Genomic DNA, 18,970 nt, shown 5'->3' with positions numbered 1-18,970 from the left:
AAGTGGGCGGTTCGGCTACTGGGCGACCGCGATGAGGCCCAGTTCCGCGGGACTCGAGAGGTACGGGTTCTTGGGCACGACGCGCACGTTGTAGCCGAACGAACCGGGGCTCGTGAGCGTCACGGTGCCCGCGAAGGTGATCGACCCGTCGGCGGCGTGGGCGTCGCCGCCGTCCTCGGAGAGCGGAACGAGCTCGACGAGCATCGTGCCGGTGAGGGTGTCGCCCTCGAGGCTGCGCCCGTAGACGACCTCGACGCTGACGTCGTCGACGCTGAGTCCCCCGAGCTGCACCTGGGCCCGGACGTGCAGCTCGTCGCCGATGCGGGGGACGGCGGCGAGGCCGCCCGATTCGACGTGCAGGACGTGCACCCCGTTCCACGCGCCGTCGACGTGCCGCTTCCACGCGGCGAGCTCGCGCCCTGCGGCGTAGTCGTCCTCGGCGATGACCGACGCGGCCCGGCCGGCCGGTGTGTACAGGTTCTCGACGTACTGCTTGACCATGCGATCAGCCGACAGCGCAGGCGACAGGGTCGACAGCGTGTGCCGGATCGACTTCAACCAGCGCTTGGGGACGCCGTCCTTGTCACGGTCGTAGAACCGGGGCGCGACCTGATGCTCGATGAGGTCGTACAGGGCGTTCGCCTCGAGGGCGTCGCGCTCGTCGGCGTCCCCCGCCGCGTCGGAGGACGGGATCGCCCACCCGTTCTCGCCGTCGTAGAACTCGTCCCACCAGCCGTCGAGGATCGACAGGTTGAGCGCGCCGTTCAGCGCCGCCTTCATGCCGGACGTGCCGCACGCCTCGAGCGGTCGCAGCGGGTTGTTGAGCCAGACGTCGGTGCCCGGGTACAGCACCTGGGCCATGGCGATGTCGTAGTTGGGGAGGAACACGATCCGTCCGCGCACGGAGGGGTCCTGCGTGAACTGGACGAGCTTCTGGATGAGCCGCTTGCCCTCGTCGTCGGCGGGGTGCGATTTGCCGGCGATGACGAGCTGGACCGGACGCTTCTTCGAGGTGAGGATCGCGCGCAGACGATCCTCGTCGTGGAGCATCAGGGTGAGCCGCTTGTAGGTCGGGACGCGCCGCGCGAAGCCGATGGTGAGCACCTCGGGGTCGAGGACCTCGTCGACCCACGTCGGAACGACCGAACCGGGGTTCTGACTCTTCCAGGAGCTGCGGATGCGGCGACGAGCGTCCTCGACGAGCTGCTGGCGCATGTCTCGGCGGACATCCCAGAGCTCGGCGTCGGTGACCGACTTCGACGACCAGTCGGCGCGGGAGGTGTCGTAGGTGCCGAGCTTGTCCGCCGCGAGGCGCTGCAGGATGGGGTCGGTCCAGGTGGGCGTGTGCACCCCGTTGGTCACCGAGGTGATCGGGACGTCGGCGTTGTCGAATCCCGGCCAGAGCCCGCCGAACATGCCGCGGCTCACCGAGCCGTGCAGCTTGGAGACGCCGTTCGCGTGCTGGGACAGTCGGAGCCCCATGACCGCCATGTTGAACACGGCCGGGTTGCCGCCGGGATAGTCCTCGGCGCCGAGCGCGAGCACGTCGGGTGCGTCGACCCCGGGCAGGAGATCGGTGGAGAAGTAGGTGTCGACGAGTGTCGACTCGAAGCGGTCGATGCCGGCGGGCACCGGGGTGTGGGTCGTGAACACGGTTCCCGCGCGCACCACCTGCAGCGCCTCGTCGAACGAGAGGCCGTGGCCGGCGACCAGGTCGCTGATCCTCTCGAGGCCGAGAAAGCCGGCGTGCCCCTCGTTCGTGTGGAACACCTTCGGGAAGCGGGTGCCGGTCAGCTCCACGTACGCCTTGATCGCACGGACGCCGCCGATGCCGAGCAGCAGCTCCTGCAGCAGGCGGTGCTCGCCGCCGCCTCCGTAGAGGCGGTCGGTGACGCTGCGGAGCGCCTCCTCGTTCTCGGGGATGTCGGTGTCGAGGAGCAGCAGCTTCACACGCCCGACGTCGGCCTGCCAGATCCGCGCGAAGAGCGTGCCGGTCGGCAGGGCGAGGGCGACCTGCACGGGCGCCCCGTCCGCACCGCGGAGGACCGACAGGGGCAGCCCGTCGGGATCGAGCACCGGGTACGCCTCCTGCTGCCAGCCGTCCGCGGAGATGGACTGCTTGAAGTACCCGGACCGGTAGAACAGGCCGACGCCGAGCAGCGGCACACCGAGGTCGGATGCGCTCTTCAGGTGATCGCCCGCGAGGATGCCGAGGCCCCCCGAGTACTGGGGAAGGGCTGCTGCGATCCCGAACTCCGGAGAGAAGTAGGCGATCGACGACGGGGCGTCGGTGACGCTCTGATACCAGCGCGGCTCGCTCACGTACCGGCGCAGATCGTCGCGGAGCTGGCCAGCGCGCCGGACGAACGACTCGTCCGCCGCGAGCGCGTCGATGCGCTCGGGATTCACCGCCCCGAGGAGGGAGACGGGGTCGTTGGTCTTCTCCCAGAGCTCCGAGTCGATGTAGTCGAAGAGTTCGCGGGTGGGCTCGTGCCACGACCATCGCAGGTTGCCCGCGAGTTCGTCGAGCGCGGCGAGCGACTCGGGCAACACCGTGCGAACTGTGAATCTGCGGATGGCTTTCATGCGTCGTCCTCCGTTTGACCGAGTGCACCCAACATTAGGACGCGTGCATTGCCGATCGGTTAACTCCGGCCCGCTCCCCACAGCGTGAAACCAGCGCGCGATAAGACCGCTCACCGCCGCCGCCCGGAAGACACCCAGGACTTCACTAGGTAGGCGTCAAGGGCGCCGCGTTAGTCTGGGTCGGTGGCCACTCCACAGAACGCCAATAACGCTGCGGCGCCCACACAGTCGGCAGCCGTCTCGAAGACGAGCACCTCGTCCCGACGGGTGAACGTGCCGAGGTCGACTGTCTCGCGCGCGAACATCGACAAACCCATCCCGGACTCCCCCGCCGGCTACCAGACGGTGATCGGCCGCATCCCGATCGTCCGGCTCTCACCTCAGCAGCCCGACAACCTCTGGCCCGCCAAGGCGTTCGTCGGAGAGGTCGTACCGTTCTCGGCCACCGTCTTCCGCGAAGGACACGATCTGCTCGGCGCCGATCTCGTGCTGACCGACCCCGCCGGGGTGACCACGGAGCACCGCATGCGCCTGACGACCGCGGGCACCGACCGCTGGACGGCCGAGGCTCTGGTCACGAGCGAGGGAGCCCACACCTGGCGCGTCAAGGCGTGGTCCGACGACTTCGGAACCTGGCTGCACAACGCCGAGGTGAAGATCGCCGCAGGCGTCGATGTCGAGGTCATGTTCGCCCTCGGTGCCGCGCTCCTGACCCGCGCGGCGGCCGAGAAGCGACCGGACGCCGACAGGCGCACCCTCGCCGACGGAGCGAAGGCCCTCCTCGACACCGGGTTGTCGCTCGAGGCGAGGATGCGGGTCGCTGAGGACTCGCGGGTGCGGGCGATCATCGACAAGGCGCCTATCGCCAGCCTCATCACCTACTCCCCCGAGCGCACACTGCGGGTGGAGCGCGAACGCGCCGGTCGCGGATCCTGGTACGAGTTCTTCCCGCGCTCCGAGGGCGCCCGTCAGCGGCCCGACGGGTCGTGGCAGTCCGGCAGCTTCCGCAGCGCCGCCCGCCGCCTGCCCCACATCGCCGCCATGGGCTTCGATGTCGTCTACATCCCGCCGGTGCACCCCATCGGCAAGACCAACCGCAAGGGCCCCAACAACACCCTCACGGCGGGCCCGAACGACCCGGGATCGCCGTACGGCATCGGCGCCGCCGAGGGCGGACACGACGCGATCCACCCCGATCTCGGAACCGAGGAGGACTTCAGGTTCTTCCTCGAGACGGCCGAGAGGACGGGTCTTGAGATCGCACTCGACATCGCCCTCCAGGCGTCGCCGGATCACCCCTGGGTCACCGAGCACCCCGAGTTCTTCACGACGCTGCCCGACGGCAGCATCGCCTACGCCGAGAACCCGCCCAAGAAGTACCAGGACATCTACCCGCTCAACTTCGACAACGACCCCGAGGGCGTCTACGTCGAGATGCTGCGGGTCTTCCGTCACTGGATCTCGCTCGGCGTCCACATCTTCCGCGTCGACAATCCGCACACGAAGCCCCTCGCGTTCTGGGAACGACTGCTGCACGACATCAACACCGAGCACCCCGAGGTCATCTTCCTGTCGGAGGCGTTCACCAAGCCGGCCATGATGCGCGGTCTCGCCCAGGTCGGCTTCCAGCAGAGCTACACCTACTTCACCTGGCGCAACACCAAGGAGGAGCTCGAGGAGTACCTCGTCGAGCTCGCCACCGAGACGGCCGACTACCTGCGGCCCAACTTCTTCGTCAACACCCACGACATCCTGACCCCGTACCTCCAGTTCGGAGGGCGGGCCGCGTACAAGGTGCGCGCCGCCCTCGCCGCGACCGCCGTTCCCACCTGGGGCGTCTACTCCGGCTACGAGCTTCTCGAAGACGTGGCACGGCCCGGGTCCGAGGAGAACATCGACAACGAGAAGTACGAGTACAAGCCGCGTGACTGGGCGAAGGCCCAGCAGCTCGGGCTGTCCCTCGCTCCTTACATGACGCGCCTCAACACGATCCGGCGCGAGCATCCCGCGCTCGGGCAGCTGCGCAACATCACGATCCACTGGTCGGAGGACCCGGAGATCCTGGTGTTCAGCAAGACGATCGAGGGCCGGTTCACGGCGAGCGGGGCGAGCGACACGATCATCGTCGTCGCCAACCTCGATCCGCATTCGGTCCGCGAGACCACCGTGCACCTCGACCTCGCCGCCCTCGGCCTGGGAGACGCGACGAGTTTCGAGGCGCGGGATCTCATCTCCGACGCCGTGTGGACCTGGGGCTCGTCCAACTACGTGCGGCTCGACCCGTTCATCGAGCCCGCTCACATCCTCCACGTGAGTCCGCGGACTCCCGAACAGTTCCTGTGATCGGCGTCCTCCCCCACCTCGATACGGTGGCCCGCACCACCTCCGATATCTGCGACCCGTCCACCACCGGCGGCGTCCACTACCCGAAAGGCAGCTCATGGCCCGAGTGACCGGCGGTCGAGCACCTCTCACGCTGCCCACGCCCGACGACGCGACCCTCGCCCAGATCGCGGCCGGCACGCATTCCGGTCCGCACTCGGTCCTCGGCCACCACGCCGTCACGATCGACCAGGTCGCGGATCCGATCATCGTCATCCGGGCGCTGCGCCCGCTCGCCGACTCGGTCGCCGCGATCCTCTCGACGGGCGCCCGCATCGAGCTCTCGCACGTCGCCCACGGCGTCTGGCAGGGCACCAGCCTCATCGGCTTCCACGACTACGTGCTCGAAGCGCGGTACCCCGACGGAACCGAGTGGACCGTCGACGACCCGTACCGCTACCTGCCCACCGTGGGAGAGGTCGACCTCTTCCTGTTCGGCGAGGGGCGGCACGAGCGTCTCTGGGACATGCTCGGCGCGCACCACCGCCAGCACATGGGCGTCGCGCAGAACGGCACGGGCACCGCGTTCGCGGTGTGGGCGCCTCACGCGCGAGCCGTGCGTGTGATCGGCGACTTCAACGGCTGGGACGGCGTCATGCACTCGATGCGCCGCCTCGACGGCAACGGGGTGTGGGAGCTGTTCGTGCCCGGCGTCGAGCCCGGCACTTCCTACAAGTACGAGATCCTGACCGCCGACGGCAGGTGGATCGAGAAGGCCGACCCGATGGCGCAGCACACCGAGGTCCCGCCCGCCACCGCTTCCGTCGTCACCGAGAGCACCTACCTGTGGGGCGACGAATCGTGGATGACCGACCGTGTCGGCCGCGACGCCGCCCGACGGCCGATGAGCGTCTACGAGATGCACATGGGTTCGTGGCGCCCGGGTCTCAGCTACCGGGACATGGCCGACCAGCTGATCGACTACATCCACGAGCTGGGCTACACCCATGTCGAGTTCCTTCCGCTCGCCGAGCACCCGTTCGGCGGCTCGTGGGGCTACCAGGTCTCCGGCTACTACGCCCCGACCTCGCGCTTCGGCAGCCCCGACGACCTCCGCTACCTGATCGACCGGCTCCACCAGGCCGGGATCGGCGTCATCGTCGACTGGGTTCCCGCGCACTTCCCGAAGGACGCCTTCGCCCTCGCCCAGTTCGACGGTCAGCCGCTCTACGAGCACACCGACCCCCGACGCGGCGAGCAGCAGGACTGGGGCACGCTGATCTTCGACTTCGGGGAATCGCACGTCCGCAACTTCCTCGTGGCCAACGCGCTGTACTGGCTGGAGCAGTTCCACGTCGATGGTCTGCGCGTCGACGCCGTCGCCTCCATGCTGTACCTCGACTACTCGCGTGCCGAGGGCGAGTGGCTGCCCAACGCTCAGGGCGGCCGCGAGAACCTCGAGGCGATCAGCTTCCTGCAGGAGGTCAACGCCACCGCCTACCGCCTCTTCCCTGGCATCGCGATGATCGCCGAGGAGTCCACCAGCTGGGCCGGCGTCACCGCCCCGACCAGCGCGGGAGGGCTCGGCTTCGGGCTCAAGTGGAACATGGGCTGGATGAACGACGGTCTCCGCTACATGCATGAGGACCCGATGAACCGGTCGTACCACCACAACGAGATCACCTTCTCGTTCGTCTATGCGATGTCCGAGCACTTCCTCCTCCCCATCAGCCACGACGAGGTCGTGCACGGGAAGGGGTCACTCCTCGGCAAGATGCCGGGCGACCACTGGCAGCAGCTCGCCAATGTCCGCGCGTTCCTCGGTTTCCAGTGGGCTCACCCCGGCAAGCAGCTGCTGTTCATGGGACAGGAGTTCGGGCAGCCCTCCGAGTGGAGCGAGGAGCGGGGTCTCGACTGGTGGATCCTCGAGCAGCCCGCCCATCGCGGCCTGTTCGACTTCGTCGCCCAACTGAACCGCGTATACCGCGACAACCCGCCCCTCTGGGAGCTGGACGGCGACGGCGGCGGGTTCGAGTGGATCGACGGCAGCGACTCGGCGAACAACGTCGTGGCCTTCATCCGCAAGGACTCGACGGGCGCGCCGATCGTCGCCATCGTCAACTTCGGTGGGCGACCGGTGGGCAACTACCGCGTCGGCATGCCGCACGAAGGCGTCTGGCTCGAGCTGCTCAACTCCGATGCGCTCGAGTACGGCGGCTCAGGAGTCGGGAACTTCGGGCAGGTCACCGCGACGTCGACACCCCACCACGGGCAGCCGGCGTCGGTCGAGCTCACGCTGCCCCCGCTCGGCATCCTCTACTTCAAGCCCGCCGCAGCCTCCGACGCCGCAACGCCGGCCCTTCCCGCCTGATACCCCCTGTTTTAGGGGGATCCGGATGGGCTCGACCTCCTTGTCGGGCGTGCGACCGGGGCGGTAGTTTGTAGATACCGATCGACAGGTTCGTTCACCCGACGACTCATCGCCTTCGATCGGCGCCAGGACTCACCCGGTCCATGGTCCACCCCCACCTCCGTCGCCACGCGCAGCTGTTCCGCCGTGTGACGGGTCTTACCCGAAAGAGCCCACCCATGCTCGATCGCCGTTCTGCGAGCGCTCCGACCACAGGAGCCGCTGCCTACGGACTCCTCGTCTTCGCGCCCGTCTGACCGCGCGCATCGCGCAGCACCCACCTGCTTCCGGCCCGTCGCGCGAGCGACCGGTCGAACCCGCTTCCGCTGGTCGGGGAGTCCCCCCCCCACCCACGAGATCTTGCCGGCGCACTCCCCCCATCGAGCCTCCCCCAGCTCGGCGCCCGCATCTCGCCCCGACCAGCGGAACACCCCTCCCCGACGGCGATCGCCGCGCGGGCACCCGTGGATGAACGTCCTCAGCCGTCCCGCGCGACCGAGCCGGGACCGCCCGCGGACAGCCCGATTCCGCCGGTCGATCGACGTCAGGGAATCGACGTCAGGGGATCGCCCGGCGTCCCGGCCTCACCCGGCGCATTCGCCGGGTGGTACGGGATGGCTCAATAGAGCAGGTTGGTGAGAGCCCGCCGCGCCGGACCGACCCGTGGATCCTCGGGGCCGGCGATCTCGAAGTAATCGAGCAGCCGGGTCCGAACCCGATCCTTGCCCGCCTGGTCGAGCGTCGGGAAGATCGCCAGCAGGCGACCGAAGGCGTCATCGAGATGACCGCCCGAGACGTCGACGTCGGCGACATCCATCTGGGCGTCGAGGTCGGAGGGGTTCTCGGCCGCGGCCGTGCGCACCCCGTCGAGCGTCTTGCCCCGCAGGCGGGCGATCAGCCCGACCTGAGCGAGACCGGCGACGGCGAGCGAGTCAGACGGGTTCTGGGCGATGGCCAGCTTGTACTCCGCGATCGCCGCGTCGTAGTCCTCCCGCTCGATGGCGGCGTAGGCCTCCGCGTGGTGCGGCGGCAGCGGCTCCTCGACAGGCTCGACCTCAGCGCCGTCGGGAGCACCCGCGACCGCTGCGGTCCCGGTGACACCGTTCTGGCCGGCCAGCACGAGCAGCTGGTCGAAGACCTGACGGACCTGATCGTCGGGGAGCGCACCCGCGAACAGCGAGACGGGTCGACCACCGATCACCGCGGCGACCGTCGGCACGGACTCCGCCTGGAACGCCTGCGCGAGCTGCGGGTTCGCGTCCACATCGATCGTGACGAGCAGCAGCCTGCCGCCGTACTCGGTGACCAGTTGCTCGAGGAGCGGCGACAGCGCCTTGCTCGGCTCGCTCCAGTCGGCGTAGAGGTCGACGACGATGGGGATGCTGCGCGACAGGTCGAGCACCTGGGTGAAGTTCGCATCGGTGCCCTGCAGCACGAGCCCCGGTACGGGGATGGCGCCCGCGGCGGGGGCGCCTGCCGGAGCGGGCGATCCCGGTGCGGCAGGTGCACCGGCCGGCCCACTGCCCCGGTTCAGGAGCGGGGAGAGGTCGATGCCCCCGCGAAGGTTTCCGATCGGCGGCATGGGTGTGCTCACGTGACTCACAACTCCCTAACAGAGATCAGACCCTGAGCGTATCCGAGGAGGACGACCTGGCTCGTCTCGTCGGTGCTCGGGGGCACGTAGAAGAGGAGCTGGTATCCGTAGGACGATTCGACGCCCTTCTCGGTGGACGTGATGCCCGAGAGGGCCTTGACCTGACCCGTGGGATCGATCGTCGCGCCCTCTTCGACGGGCCGTGCCGTCTCGCGGTCGATGATGTCGGTGGCGACGATCGCACCGGATTCGTTGCTCGCGAACGCGATGACGGGCCCCGTGCCGGGAGCGTTGGAGAACTCGATGGTCGCCGTGCTCGGGAAGGCGGCCTTCTTGGCGTTCTTGTAGTCGACGCCGACCTGCGTGCGCAGTCCGTCGGGCTTCTCGGCGAACACCGAATAGAACTCGCTCTCCTGCCCCTTGAGGAGCAGGTCGGCGAACTCCGGACCGAGCAGGTCGGGCTGGATCGAGAGCAGACGGTTGTCGGGCGCGACGACGGGCGCTCCGACCGTCGGCGGGGCGACAGCCGGGAACTCGGTGTCGGCCTGCAGACGCATCGCGTAGGTGACCATGTAGTTGTCCCGCGGGGTCTGCTGCACGAGCACCAGCACAGTCGGCGGAGTCGTGTCGGCTCCGTCGCCGACGACGGCGAGGACACGGCGGGGCCAGGTCTCCGTCGCCTCGGGGAGATCGAGGCTGAGCGGCGAGGCCGGAATCGCGTCAGGCGCGGGCACACTCCCGTCCGCCCCGCGGATCGCGTAGTTCGCCTCGCGGACCTGCAGGGCGGGACCGGTGAAGCGAGTCTTCAGCAGGTCGGCGTTGCGCGACTCGTCGGCCTCGGTCGCCACGGCTGACACGGTGCTGACGATGCGCTCGACCTGCGACTGCGTGACGGCGACGGGAGTGATCTCGGCGTCGACCTGGGCGGAGGCCGACGCGGACGGGGTCGGTGCCGGCGCGTCGCCGAAGTACTCGGAGACCTCGTCGGTCGCGCAGCCCGAGAGCACGAGGGTTCCGGCACCCACGAGAGCCAGGGCGGCGAAGGTGCGGCGCACGGAGCGTCGACCCTTGGCCGTGGTGGTCGGCTCGAGCGCACGGCCTCGTGGAGCCTTGATGCGGGGAGGCTGCGGGACCTTCGGCATCTTCGGCTGGTTCTTGCGTCGCGGCCCGCGGGTGCGCCGCATGTGGATGAGACCCCAGATGTAGAGCCCCAGTCCGACGAGGAGGAGGATCCCCCCGCCGATCACGAGCGGCCCCGCCCACGGCGTCGAGTAGACGACGGGCCAGCTGACGGTGATGTCTGCGGGTGCGGGAGCGGTGCCGTCGCTCGCGAGGATGATCGAGATGTCGTCGGGGACGTTGACGGTCCAGCGAAGAGTCGACTCGGCGCTCGTCTCCTCGAGCCAGAGGTCGGATCCGGACGGGGCGGGAGGCGGACCGGTGACCGCCGCGGTTCCGCCGTCCGTCGCGCTGCCGCTCGCGTCGGTGCCGTCGGCGGGCGCGGCCTCGACGAGGGTCGACGTCAGCTCGCCCGTCTCGGCGTCGTAGCCGATGCGGTTGAACGGCTCGCTGCCGAGCCATGCGTCGACGTCCGTGGTGCGGGCGTAGGCGGCGAACACGGTGTCGGAGCCGCTCGCCACGAGGCGCTGCTGTCCGGTGTAGGTATTGAGGACGGGACCGTCGATGACGGTGTATGCGGCGTCCGTCTGGGTCTGGATCTCCGACGCGACTCGGGGCTCGGGGGCCAGGACGGTCCTCTGAGCGATGCCGAGGGTGATCATCCCCGCCGCGACGACGAAGGCGACGATGGCGAATACGAAGCGCATGGTGGACAACTCCTTCCGCGCTGCGGGCACGTGTCGTGCGTGCCTTCGCTCATCGTAGGAGGCGGTTCGGGCGGCACGTTCGAGGCGCACCATGCCGTGAGGACACGGTGCGCTGCGGACAAAATCACTCAACACTACGGGAGCGGCGCTGAGCGAGGACCCCGAGTTCTCTCTGAGTGAACGCGGCACGGGGTCCGCCGCACCGGCTCCGCGAGAGGTCGCCGGTCTATGCTGAGACCGGCTCTGACGGGCCCCGCGCCCGGCCGAGGCGATCGACAGCAGGGGCCTCACGTCAACGGGGCAAGTCCACAGCCGCCGGCGACAGAGGCGATCTACAGCAGGAGTGAACGTGGCCACCGACGAAGCGAATTTCAGCCAGGCGATGCGCGGCTACAACCGCGAAGAGGTCGACAAGGCGATTGTCGATCTGCGCCGCGACCTGATCAAGGCGAACACCGAGCGCGCCGAGGCGAGCAAGGAGATCAAGCGTCTGAGCGCACGCATCGCCGAGCTCGACGCCGAGCTCGACGAGGTGGGAAGCCCCACCTACTCGGGCCTCGGACACAAGCTCGAGAACACCCTGCGCGTCGCCGAGGAGCAGTCCACCCGTCTGATCGCCCAGGCCGACATCGACGCCGAACGACTCCGCGCCTCGGTTCAGGGCGAGATCGACCGGCTGAAGGCGAACACCGCCGACCTCGCGGAGCGCACGATCAGCGAGGCGCGCTCGCGCGCCGTTTCGACGCTCGAGTCCGCCCGCGCCGAAGCCGACGACATGACGGCCCGCGCGGAGGAGAACGCCGAGCACATGGTGCAGGACGCCTCCCGCGAGGCCGCAGCCATCCGCGGAGCCGTCGCCACGGAGGCCGCCGAGGTCCGCGGCACCGCCAAACGCGAGGCCGCAGCCGTCCGCGCCACAGCGGAGCGCGAGGCGACCGAGCTCCGCGCCGTCGCCGACCGCGAGACCGCCGTCGCGCGCGACGAGGCCGCCCGCCTCGCCCGCGAGACCGAGTCCGCGCGCGCCGCCCTCGAACGCGAGCTCGAGGAGAACCGCACCGGGCTCATCCGCGATGTCACCGAGACGCGCGCCGCCCTGGAGCGCGAGGTCGAGACCACCCGTGCCGATCTGGCCCACGAGGTGGACACCGCCCGCTCCGATCTGGAGCGCGACGTCACGACCACGCGCGCCGACCTCGCCCGTGAAGCCGAGGCCGCACGCGCCGCGATCGAGCGCGAGGTGGCCGACCTGCGGGCGACGGTCGCCGCGGAGGTCGAGGCTGCCCGAGCCGCGCTCGAGCGAGAGATCGCCGACGAGCGCGCCGCGATCACAGCCGAGGTCGAGGCGGCCCGAGCCGCCGTCGACCGAGAGGTCACCCACGAGCGCGCGACGGCGGCGGCCGAGGTCGAGGCGACCCGTGCCGAGCTCGCCGCCGAGGCCGCGGCCGCACGGGCCGCACGCCTCGCCGAGACCCAGCAGACCCTCGCGGCCGTCGCCGCCGAGGCCGCCGACGCCCGCGCAGCCCTGGCCGCCGAGATCGATCGTGTCCGCACCGAGTTCGAGCGCGAGGCGGCAGACGCCCGGGCCGCGCTGGCGGACGAGATCGCCGACGGACGCGCCGTGCACGCTCGCGAGATCGAGCAGTCCCGACTCGACCTCGAGGTCGAGCTCGGTGCCCGCCGCGACGAGGCCGAGCAGGAGTACCTGGCCCGTCATCAGGAGGCCGTCTCCCAGACGCAGAAGTACCTCGACGAAGCCAACGCGCAGCTGTCCGAAGCCGTGCGCCGGGCAGCCGACAAGCGACTCGAAGCGGACACGCTCGAGATCGCCGCCGAGCGTGACAGCCGTCTCAAGCGGGAGGAGGCCGACGAGGCCGCCGCGACCCGCATCCACGAGGCCGAGGACCGCGCCCGCGAGATCGTCAAGGATGCGGACGAGCGCGCTCGGGCCCTCATCGAGGACGCGGAGGAGCGTCTGGCCCAGATCAAGCTCGAACGCGACGGTGTTGCGGCATACTTCGAGAACCTCAAGGGTGTGCTGCAGCAGGCGGACAAGGTCGCCGCGGCCGCGCGCCCCTCCGACGACTGACGGGCCGGACCCACTAGATGAAGATTCAGAACCCGTTCCGACTGGGGCTCCTGGCCGGACTCGGCGTCCTCGTGGCGCTCGCCATCGGAGCGATGGTCGGGCAGCTCGCCACGATCATCACCTACGTGGGTGCCGCGATCTTCCTGGCGCTCGGCCTCGACCCGATCGTGTCGTTCCTCGAGCGGCGCAAGTTGCCCCGCTGGGCGGCACTCCTCGTCACGGTCGTCGTCGCCCTGGGCGCCTTCGTCGGGATCTTCTACCTGATCGTGCCGACGATCGTGCAGCAGGCGAGCAAGCTGGTCAACGAGGTGGTCGACTACACCTCGAGCATCACCTGGACCGACTTCCTGAACAACGTGCAGTCGTTCGTGGGCTCGTCCATCAATGTCCAGGATGTCGCCGATCAGGTCGTCAAGTACATCCAGGACAACCTCGACACGATCAGCGGCGGCGTGCTCGCCGCCGGGCTGGTGGTGGTCAACGGGGTGTTCGGCGCGATCATCGTGCTGATCCTCACCCTCTACTTCACCGCGTCGCTCGACAGCTTCAAGCGCGCCCTGTACCAGCTCGTCCCGGCGACCAAGCGGGCGAAATTCGCCGACCTCGCCGAGCAGATCAGCAGCTCCGTCGGCCGATACGTGATCGGGCAGGCCGCCCTCGCCCTCTGCAACGGCGTGCTCAGCTTCATCTTCCTCAGCATCATCGGCGCCCAGCTGCCGGCCGTCTTCGCGTTCATCGCGTTCCTGGCCTCGCTGATCCCGCTCGTCGGAACGATCAGCGGTTCGGTGCTGATCGTTCTCGGCCAGATCCTTCTCCTGCCCGACTCCCCCGGCACCTGGATCACAGCAGGCATCTACTACCTCGTGTACATGCAGCTCGAGGCGTACGTCCTCAGCCCGAACATCATGAACCGCGCGGTGAAGGTGCCGGGAGTCATCGTCGTGATCGCCGCTCTGACCGGCGGCACTCTCCTCGGCATCCTCGGGGCGCTCATCGCGATCCCCGTCGCGGCGGCGGTCCTGCTGATCGTCAAGCAGGTCGTGCTCCCCCGCCAGAACGAATTGTGAACGAGCGCAGCTCGACCTCGATCCGGGTCGAGTAGCGTCTGACGCTTGCGGCAGCTCGATCCTGTTACGGGACGGCTGGTCGCTCGTCGTCCCATTCGGTCGGCAGGGGCAGTGCGTCGGGGTTGACCCGGCGCACGATCTCGTCGAGAACCACCCGTGTGTAGTTCTCCCCGACCCAGAGGTGCTTCGCTCCGTCGACGCCGATGACCTCGATGTTCGGCGCGGCCGCGAATCTGACGCGCGCCTCGTCGGGCTTCAGGAACTCGTCGTGCTCCGGCACGAGAGCGACCACCGGGATCTCCGCTGCGGCCCATGCGGCCACCTCGGCCTCGCTCGTGCGGTGCAGAGGCGGTGAGAGCAGGATGACGCCGTCGAGGATGTGGTCGAGCCCGTACTTGAGCGCGAGCTCCGTGCCGAACGACCAGCCGACGAGCCACGGGTGCGGCAGGCCGCGTTCGTCGATGAATGACATCGCGGCGGCGAGGTCGGCCCGTTCAGCCACTCCGCCGTCGAACTCGCCTTCGCTCCGGCCACGCGGCGAAGCGGTGCCGCGCGTATTGAACCGCAGCACGGCCAGGTCGGCGAGAGCGGGCAGCCGGCCCGCGGCCTTGCGCAGCAGGTGCGAATCCATGAACCCGCCGGCTGTCGGGAGCGGATGGAGGGTCACCAGCGTCGCCACCGGGTCGCGGTCGACCGGGGTGGCCAACTCGCCGACGAGGGTCAGCCCGTCGGCCGTGACCAACTCGATGGGTTCGCGTGTGGCGGGCAGTTCGACTCCGCCGCGGATCTCGATGCTCATCGGGGGTCAGGCCACCTTCCAGCAGTGGGAATGCCAGTGCCGGCGAGCCTCGAGGTCGTTGGCGTCGCCGAGGACGCCGTCCGCCCGCCACACGACGAGGTGCGCAGCACCGGCTTCGATCTCGTTGCCGCAACCCGGGCAGACATAGACCTTCGTCGACTTGCTGGCCGCCACCGGCTGCACGTTCCAGGAGGCACCGCGTCGGGTCTCCGTACGACGCCATCCTGCGATCGCGCGGGACAGGTCGAGGTCGGCGACGTCATCAGCCCGGGCGGCTCTGCCCCGGGGGCGGTTGCTTCGTGGCATGACCGTATTCTCTTCCGAGCCGCTCGAAGGCCGAGAGGCGAGGCGGGTCAGTACCAGCCGCGGTCGACCGAGGACTGCCAGGCGCCGCAGGGGGTGCCGTAGCGTCCGGTGATGTACCCGAGTCCCCAGTCGATCTGAGTGGATGCGCTGGTCTCCCAGTCGGCACCCGCGGAGGCCATCTTGTTGCCGGGAAGTGCTTGCGGGATGCCGTAGGCACCGCTCGAGGCGTTGTAGGCGTTGACGCGCCAGCCCGACTCCTTGTTCCAGAGTGCGACGAGGCAGTCGAACTCTCCGGTGCCCCAGCCACGAGCTGCGACCTTCTCGGCGGCGATCGCCTGCGCGGATCCCGGGTCGGGCACGGCGGCGGCGGGCGGAGCCCAGGATGCCGACGCGGCAGGCGCGACCTCGACGACCTTGGGCTTCTCCGTCACGGTGAAGTCGTCGCGCGTGATCGCCGAGACCTCGTACGCATCGGCGGAGGCGAGGATCTGCGGCTCGATCTCGGCGCCGGACGCGTGATAGTACGGCGACGCCACGGCGCCGGCGTACGGATCGGTCACGTTGACGAGGATGAACGCGAACGCGGCGAGGAATCCGAAGAGCGAGAGAGCGAGGTTGCCGCGGAATCTGCTGCGCTGCATCGGGGTCGCCGAAGGACGAGTCACCGGTGCGACTCCCACTTCTTGCCCCGCTGGAACGGCCAGCGAACGGCCTGTATGCCTACCCACGATCCGTCAAGGGTAGCAAAGCATTGGGAACTCACCTGGGAGGCGGGCTCCACGGGACGTGTCAACCGCCTTCTCGGACCCGCCGGGAGCGGATCTCAGCGCACTGCGAGCATCACGTCGACGACGCTGTCGAGGAGCAGATCGACCTGCTGCTCGCGGTACCCGCCGCGTTGGGCGCGGAAGGCGACGGAGCGGACCTCGTCGATGCCGACGACCTCGCCCTCGCGGAAATACCGGCGCAGGCGCGCGCAGAAACGGTCGACGTCGCGTCGGTTGTAGCCCTCGCTGAGCCCGCCGACCCGGGCGAAACGCCGATTGTCGGGGCGGGCGAGACGTGCCAGGATCTCCTGCGCCGTCTCACGGGCCTGACCGAACCAGGCCTTGTCGCCGACGGTGCGATAGGCGATCTCGCGTTCGCGGATCGCGAAGGCGTCTTCGAGGCGCTCGAGAGCGGCATCGACGTGAGCCGTCGAGTAGCCGCCTCGCTCCATGCCGAACGCCGTGTGCCGGATGGTCTCGGCGTCGAGACCGCCCAGGTCACCGGGCGGACGGTCGTAGGCCTGTCGCGCATCCTCGAGGAACTGCTCCACCTCGGCCACGCGGTACCCCTGACGCGACCGCGCGGTGCGCGGAAAAGTCGTCCCCATGCGTCCCATTCTCACCCATCGAGGGCGAGGAGGACGGGCGACCTTCGGCTCAGGTGAAGATCAGGTAGAGCGCGAAGGCGGCCGACGCGGACGGCAGCACCGAGTCAAGCCGGTCGAGGAACCCGCCGTGACCCGGCAGCCAGGAGCTGATGTCCTTGATGCCGAGGTCCCGCTTGATGAGACTCTCGGTGAGGTCGCCGATCGTGGCGGTGCCCACCATGACGAGGCCGAAGATGATGCCGAACCACCACGGCATCTGCAGCATGAGGACCGAGAGCAGGATGCCGGCGATGACGGCCGCCACCGCTGACCCGGCGAACCCCTCCCACGTCTTCTTGGGGCTGATCCGGGGCGCCATCGGGTGCTTGCCGAAGGAGAGACCGCTCGCGTAGGCGCCGACATCGACCGAGATCACGATGATGAGGAAGGCGAGAGTCCACCACTGCCCGCGGTCCTGCGATGCGAGCACGACGGAGAAGCCGCCGAGGAATGTGACGTAGAGCTGAACGAAGATGCCGGCTCCGAGGTCCTTCCGCACCTCCTCCCACGGGCGCCGCCCGGACGGAGGGATGTGCTCGGCGAGGCGCCAGAGGGTCACGACGACGATCGCTCCGGCGATCGCCCACCACTGGCCGCCCGGCGGGAGGAAGTAGGCGATCGGCAGGGTCGCCACGCTGACCAGCACGCTCGGGATGCGCGGCACCTCGCGTCCCGCGTGACGCAGAGCCGCCGTCAGCTCGAGGACGGCGAAGGTGATGAGGAACGCGGCGACGATGAGGAAGAGCTGTTTGACCAGGATGAGGCTGAACAGCATGCTCAGCCCGAGGATCAGTCCGAAGACGATGGCGAAGAGCAGGTTGCGCCCGGTGCGCGCGTTGATGCGCTCCTGGGCGTCCTCGAATTGCTTGCGGGCGTCGCGGATCTGAGCCTCGAACTCCGACTTGCCCGAATCGAGCTGAGCCTGGAACTCCGCTCGGTTGCGCGGAGCGTGCCACCGCGTGGGGCGGTCGGGGTCGGCCACGTCGGCTACACCTCGAGGAGTTCGGTCTCTTTGCGCTTCAGAGCCTCGTCGATCGCGTCGACGTGCGTCTTGGTGATCGACTCGAGCTCCTTCTCGCCGCGAGTGACCTCGTCGTCGCTGACCTCGCCCTTGAGAGCCTCGAGGTCGTCCTTCGCCCGGCGACGGATGTTGCGGACCGAGACCTTGGCGTCCTCGCCCTTGCCGCGCACGATCTTGACGAACTCGCGGCGACGTTCCTCGGTGAGCTCGGGGAGCGTGACGCGGATGATGTTGCCGTCGTTGGAGGGGTTCGCGCCGAGGTTCGGCGTGCTCACGATCGCCTTCTCGATCTCCTTCAGCGCCGTCTTGTCGTACGGCGTGATGATGAGGGTGCGGGCCTCGGGGTTGTTGAGCGACGCCAGCTGTGCGAGCGGGGTCGGCGAACCGTAGTAGTCGACCATGATGCGCTGGAACAGGACGGGGTTCGCACGACCGGTGCGCACCGTCGAGAAGTCGTCTTTCGCGACCTCGACGGCCTTCTTCATGCGGTCGGTTGCTTCGGACAGCACATCCGCGATCACGGTGACTCCTTCGGTGGTGAACCCCTCCATCCTAGGAGAGGCGTCGTTGTCGTCCCGGGGTGTTCGCACCCCGAGCCTCATGCGGTGACGAGGGTGCCGATCTCCTGGTCGCCCAGGATGGCGTGGGTCACGTTGCCGGGACCGTCGATGCCGAACACGACCATGTCCATGCCGTTGTCCATGCACAGGCTGAACGCGGTCGAGTCGACGACCTTGAGGCCCTTCTGCAGGGCGTCGATGTAGGTCACGCGGTCGAGCTTCACGGCGTCGGGGTCGACGCGGGGGTCGGCCGAGTACACGCCATCGACGCCGTTCTTGGCCACGAGCACCACGTCGGCGCGGATCTCGAGCGCCCGCTGAGCGGAGACGGTGTCGGTGGAGAAGTACGGCAGCCCGGCGCCGGCGCCGAAGATGACGACGCGGCCCTTCTCGAGGTGCCGGATGGCGCGGCGCGGGATGTACGGCTCGGCGATCTGCGTCATCGCGATCGCGGACTGCACGCGCGTCTCGACGCCGGCCTGCTCGAGGAAGTCCTGCAGTGCGAGCGCGTTCATGACGGTGCCGAGCATGCCCATGTAGTCGGCCCGGCCGCGCTCCATGCCCTCCTGCTGCAGCTGCGCGCCGCGGAAGAAGTTGCCGCCGCCGACGACGATCGCGATCTCGGCGGTCTTCGCCGCCTCGGCGATCTCGCGCGCAAGTCCCATGATCACTTCGGGATCGACCCCGAGCGCCCCGTTGCCGAACGCTTCGCCTGAGAGTTTCAGGAGCACGCGTCGTCTGGCTGATGTCGTCATCGTGAACGGATCCTTCCCGTGGCCCCCCTTACTTTAGCTCGGCGCCCCCGACCCTCCCGACCAGTCCTCCCAGGGACGGGCGTTCCGGGCGAGCGCGCACGCAGCTGCGCGGATCAGGAGGCGTTGCGCGGATCAGGAGACTTCCCGGATCGGTCCTGATCCGTGCGGAAACCGTCCTGATCAGCGCCGATCTCCTGATCCGTGAACCGAACCGAGAGGACATG

General features: G+C 69.0%; 14 protein-coding genes. 4 read left to right on the top strand and 10 right to left on the bottom strand.

Annotated elements, in window-relative coordinates; genetic code table 11:
- Window positions 1-15 precede the first annotated feature (15 nt).
- Window positions 16-2,586 (bottom strand): alpha-glucan family phosphorylase, encoded by a 2,571-nt coding sequence (gene glgP / locus DDQ50_RS06840; protein WP_116755876.1) that lies wholly within the window; start codon window positions 2,584-2,586, stop codon window positions 16-18.
- Window positions 2,587-2,769: 183 nt separating this feature from the next.
- Between glgP and DDQ50_RS06835 the strand changes: the two genes are divergently transcribed.
- Window positions 2,770-4,929 carry an alpha-1,4-glucan--maltose-1-phosphate maltosyltransferase gene (locus DDQ50_RS06835; RefSeq protein WP_165829726.1) on the top strand — a complete coding sequence of 720 codons (2,160 nt, stop codon included), beginning with the start codon at window positions 2,770-2,772 and terminating at the stop codon, window positions 4,927-4,929.
- A 97-nt stretch (window positions 4,930-5,026) separates the two neighbouring features.
- Window positions 5,027-7,279, top strand: coding sequence for a 1,4-alpha-glucan branching protein GlgB (gene glgB, locus DDQ50_RS06830; RefSeq protein WP_116755875.1), 2,253 nt, complete (start codon window positions 5,027-5,029; stop codon window positions 7,277-7,279).
- 658 nt (window positions 7,280-7,937) lie between these two features.
- Here glgB and DDQ50_RS06825 read toward each other — a convergent pair.
- Together DDQ50_RS06825 and DDQ50_RS06820 are read right to left on the bottom strand one after the other, a co-directional pair.
- A complete protein-coding gene (locus tag DDQ50_RS06825) occupies window positions 7,938-8,912 on the bottom strand; it encodes a tetratricopeptide repeat protein (protein ID WP_116756153.1) in 975 nt (324 codons plus the stop codon).
- Between the two features lie 5 nt (window positions 8,913-8,917).
- A complete protein-coding gene (locus DDQ50_RS06820; RefSeq protein ID WP_116755874.1) occupies window positions 8,918-10,738 on the bottom strand; it encodes a DUF8094 domain-containing protein in 1,821 nt (606 codons plus the stop codon).
- Window positions 10,739-11,087: 349 nt separating this feature from the next.
- Here DDQ50_RS06820 and DDQ50_RS06815 point away from each other — a divergent pair, with 349 nt between their 5' ends.
- Together DDQ50_RS06815 and DDQ50_RS06810 are read left to right on the top strand one after the other, a co-directional pair.
- On the top strand, window positions 11,088-12,824 hold the full coding sequence (locus tag DDQ50_RS06815) for a coiled-coil domain-containing protein (protein WP_116755873.1): 1,737 nt from the start codon (window positions 11,088-11,090) through the stop codon (window positions 12,822-12,824).
- A 17-nt stretch (window positions 12,825-12,841) separates the two neighbouring features.
- A complete protein-coding gene (locus DDQ50_RS06810) occupies window positions 12,842-13,891 on the top strand; it encodes an AI-2E family transporter (protein WP_116755872.1) in 1,050 nt (349 codons plus the stop codon).
- A gap of 64 nt (window positions 13,892-13,955) precedes the next feature.
- On the opposite strand, the gene DDQ50_RS06805 is transcribed toward DDQ50_RS06810, so the two are convergent.
- The 7 genes from DDQ50_RS06805 to pyrH all read right to left on the bottom strand — a co-directional run bounded on the left by DDQ50_RS06805 (window position 13,956) and on the right by pyrH (window position 18,746).
- Window positions 13,956-14,690 carry an alpha/beta hydrolase gene (locus DDQ50_RS06805; RefSeq protein WP_116755871.1) on the bottom strand — a complete coding sequence of 245 codons (735 nt, stop codon included), beginning with the start codon at window positions 14,688-14,690 and terminating at the stop codon, window positions 13,956-13,958.
- Window positions 14,691-14,696: 6 nt separating this feature from the next.
- Window positions 14,697-14,996 carry a hypothetical protein gene (locus DDQ50_RS06800; protein ID WP_116755870.1) on the bottom strand — a complete coding sequence of 100 codons (300 nt, stop codon included), beginning with the start codon at window positions 14,994-14,996 and terminating at the stop codon, window positions 14,697-14,699.
- A gap of 47 nt (window positions 14,997-15,043) precedes the next feature.
- Window positions 15,044-15,637 carry an aggregation-promoting factor C-terminal-like domain-containing protein gene (locus DDQ50_RS06795; protein ID WP_240614257.1) on the bottom strand — a complete coding sequence of 198 codons (594 nt, stop codon included), beginning with the start codon at window positions 15,635-15,637 and terminating at the stop codon, window positions 15,044-15,046.
- 182 nt (window positions 15,638-15,819) lie between these two features.
- A complete protein-coding gene (locus DDQ50_RS06790) occupies window positions 15,820-16,371 on the bottom strand; it encodes a DivIVA domain-containing protein (RefSeq protein WP_116756151.1) in 552 nt (183 codons plus the stop codon).
- A gap of 49 nt (window positions 16,372-16,420) precedes the next feature.
- Complete coding sequence (locus tag DDQ50_RS06785) at window positions 16,421-17,392, bottom strand: phosphatidate cytidylyltransferase (protein WP_116755869.1); 972 nt, start codon at window positions 17,390-17,392, stop codon at window positions 16,421-16,423.
- A gap of 5 nt (window positions 17,393-17,397) precedes the next feature.
- Window positions 17,398-17,952 (bottom strand): ribosome recycling factor, encoded by a 555-nt coding sequence (gene frr / locus DDQ50_RS06780; RefSeq protein ID WP_116756150.1) that lies wholly within the window; start codon window positions 17,950-17,952, stop codon window positions 17,398-17,400.
- 77 nt (window positions 17,953-18,029) lie between these two features.
- Entirely contained in the window at window positions 18,030-18,746 is a 717-nt protein-coding gene (pyrH, locus tag DDQ50_RS06775; RefSeq protein ID WP_116755868.1) for a UMP kinase, read from the bottom strand.
- Window positions 18,747-18,970 lie beyond the last annotated feature (224 nt).

The organism is Amnibacterium flavum (assembly GCF_003097495.1).
Taxonomy (GTDB): domain Bacteria; phylum Actinomycetota; class Actinomycetes; order Actinomycetales; family Microbacteriaceae; genus Naasia; species Naasia flava.
The sequence above is the reverse complement of the archived record's forward strand: the minus strand, read 5'-3'. Positions and strand labels throughout refer to the sequence as shown.

What these genes read in the sequence shown, in the direction of transcription:
- glgP (WP_116755876.1), bottom strand. Translation starts at nt 2,586, where the DNA reads ATGAAAGCCATCCGCAGATTCACAGTTCGCACGGTGTTGCCCGAGTCG.
- glgB (WP_116755875.1), top strand. Translation starts at nt 5,027, where the DNA reads ATGGCCCGAGTGACCGGCGGTCGAGCACCTCTCACGCTGCCCACGCCC.
- DDQ50_RS06820 (WP_116755874.1), bottom strand. Translation starts at nt 10,738, where the DNA reads ATGCGCTTCGTATTCGCCATCGTCGCCTTCGTCGTCGCGGCGGGGATG.
- DDQ50_RS06810 (WP_116755872.1), top strand. Translation starts at nt 12,842, where the DNA reads ATGAAGATTCAGAACCCGTTCCGACTGGGGCTCCTGGCCGGACTCGGC.
- DDQ50_RS06805 (WP_116755871.1), bottom strand. Translation starts at nt 14,690, where the DNA reads ATGAGCATCGAGATCCGCGGCGGAGTCGAACTGCCCGCCACACGCGAA.
- DDQ50_RS06800 (WP_116755870.1), bottom strand. Translation starts at nt 14,996, where the DNA reads ATGCCACGAAGCAACCGCCCCCGGGGCAGAGCCGCCCGGGCTGATGAC.
- DDQ50_RS06795 (WP_240614257.1), bottom strand. Translation starts at nt 15,637, where the DNA reads ATGCAGCGCAGCAGATTCCGCGGCAACCTCGCTCTCTCGCTCTTCGGA.
- DDQ50_RS06790 (WP_116756151.1), bottom strand. Translation starts at nt 16,371, where the DNA reads ATGGGGACGACTTTTCCGCGCACCGCGCGGTCGCGTCAGGGGTACCGC.
- pyrH (WP_116755868.1), bottom strand. Translation starts at nt 18,746, where the DNA reads ATGACGACATCAGCCAGACGACGCGTGCTCCTGAAACTCTCAGGCGAA.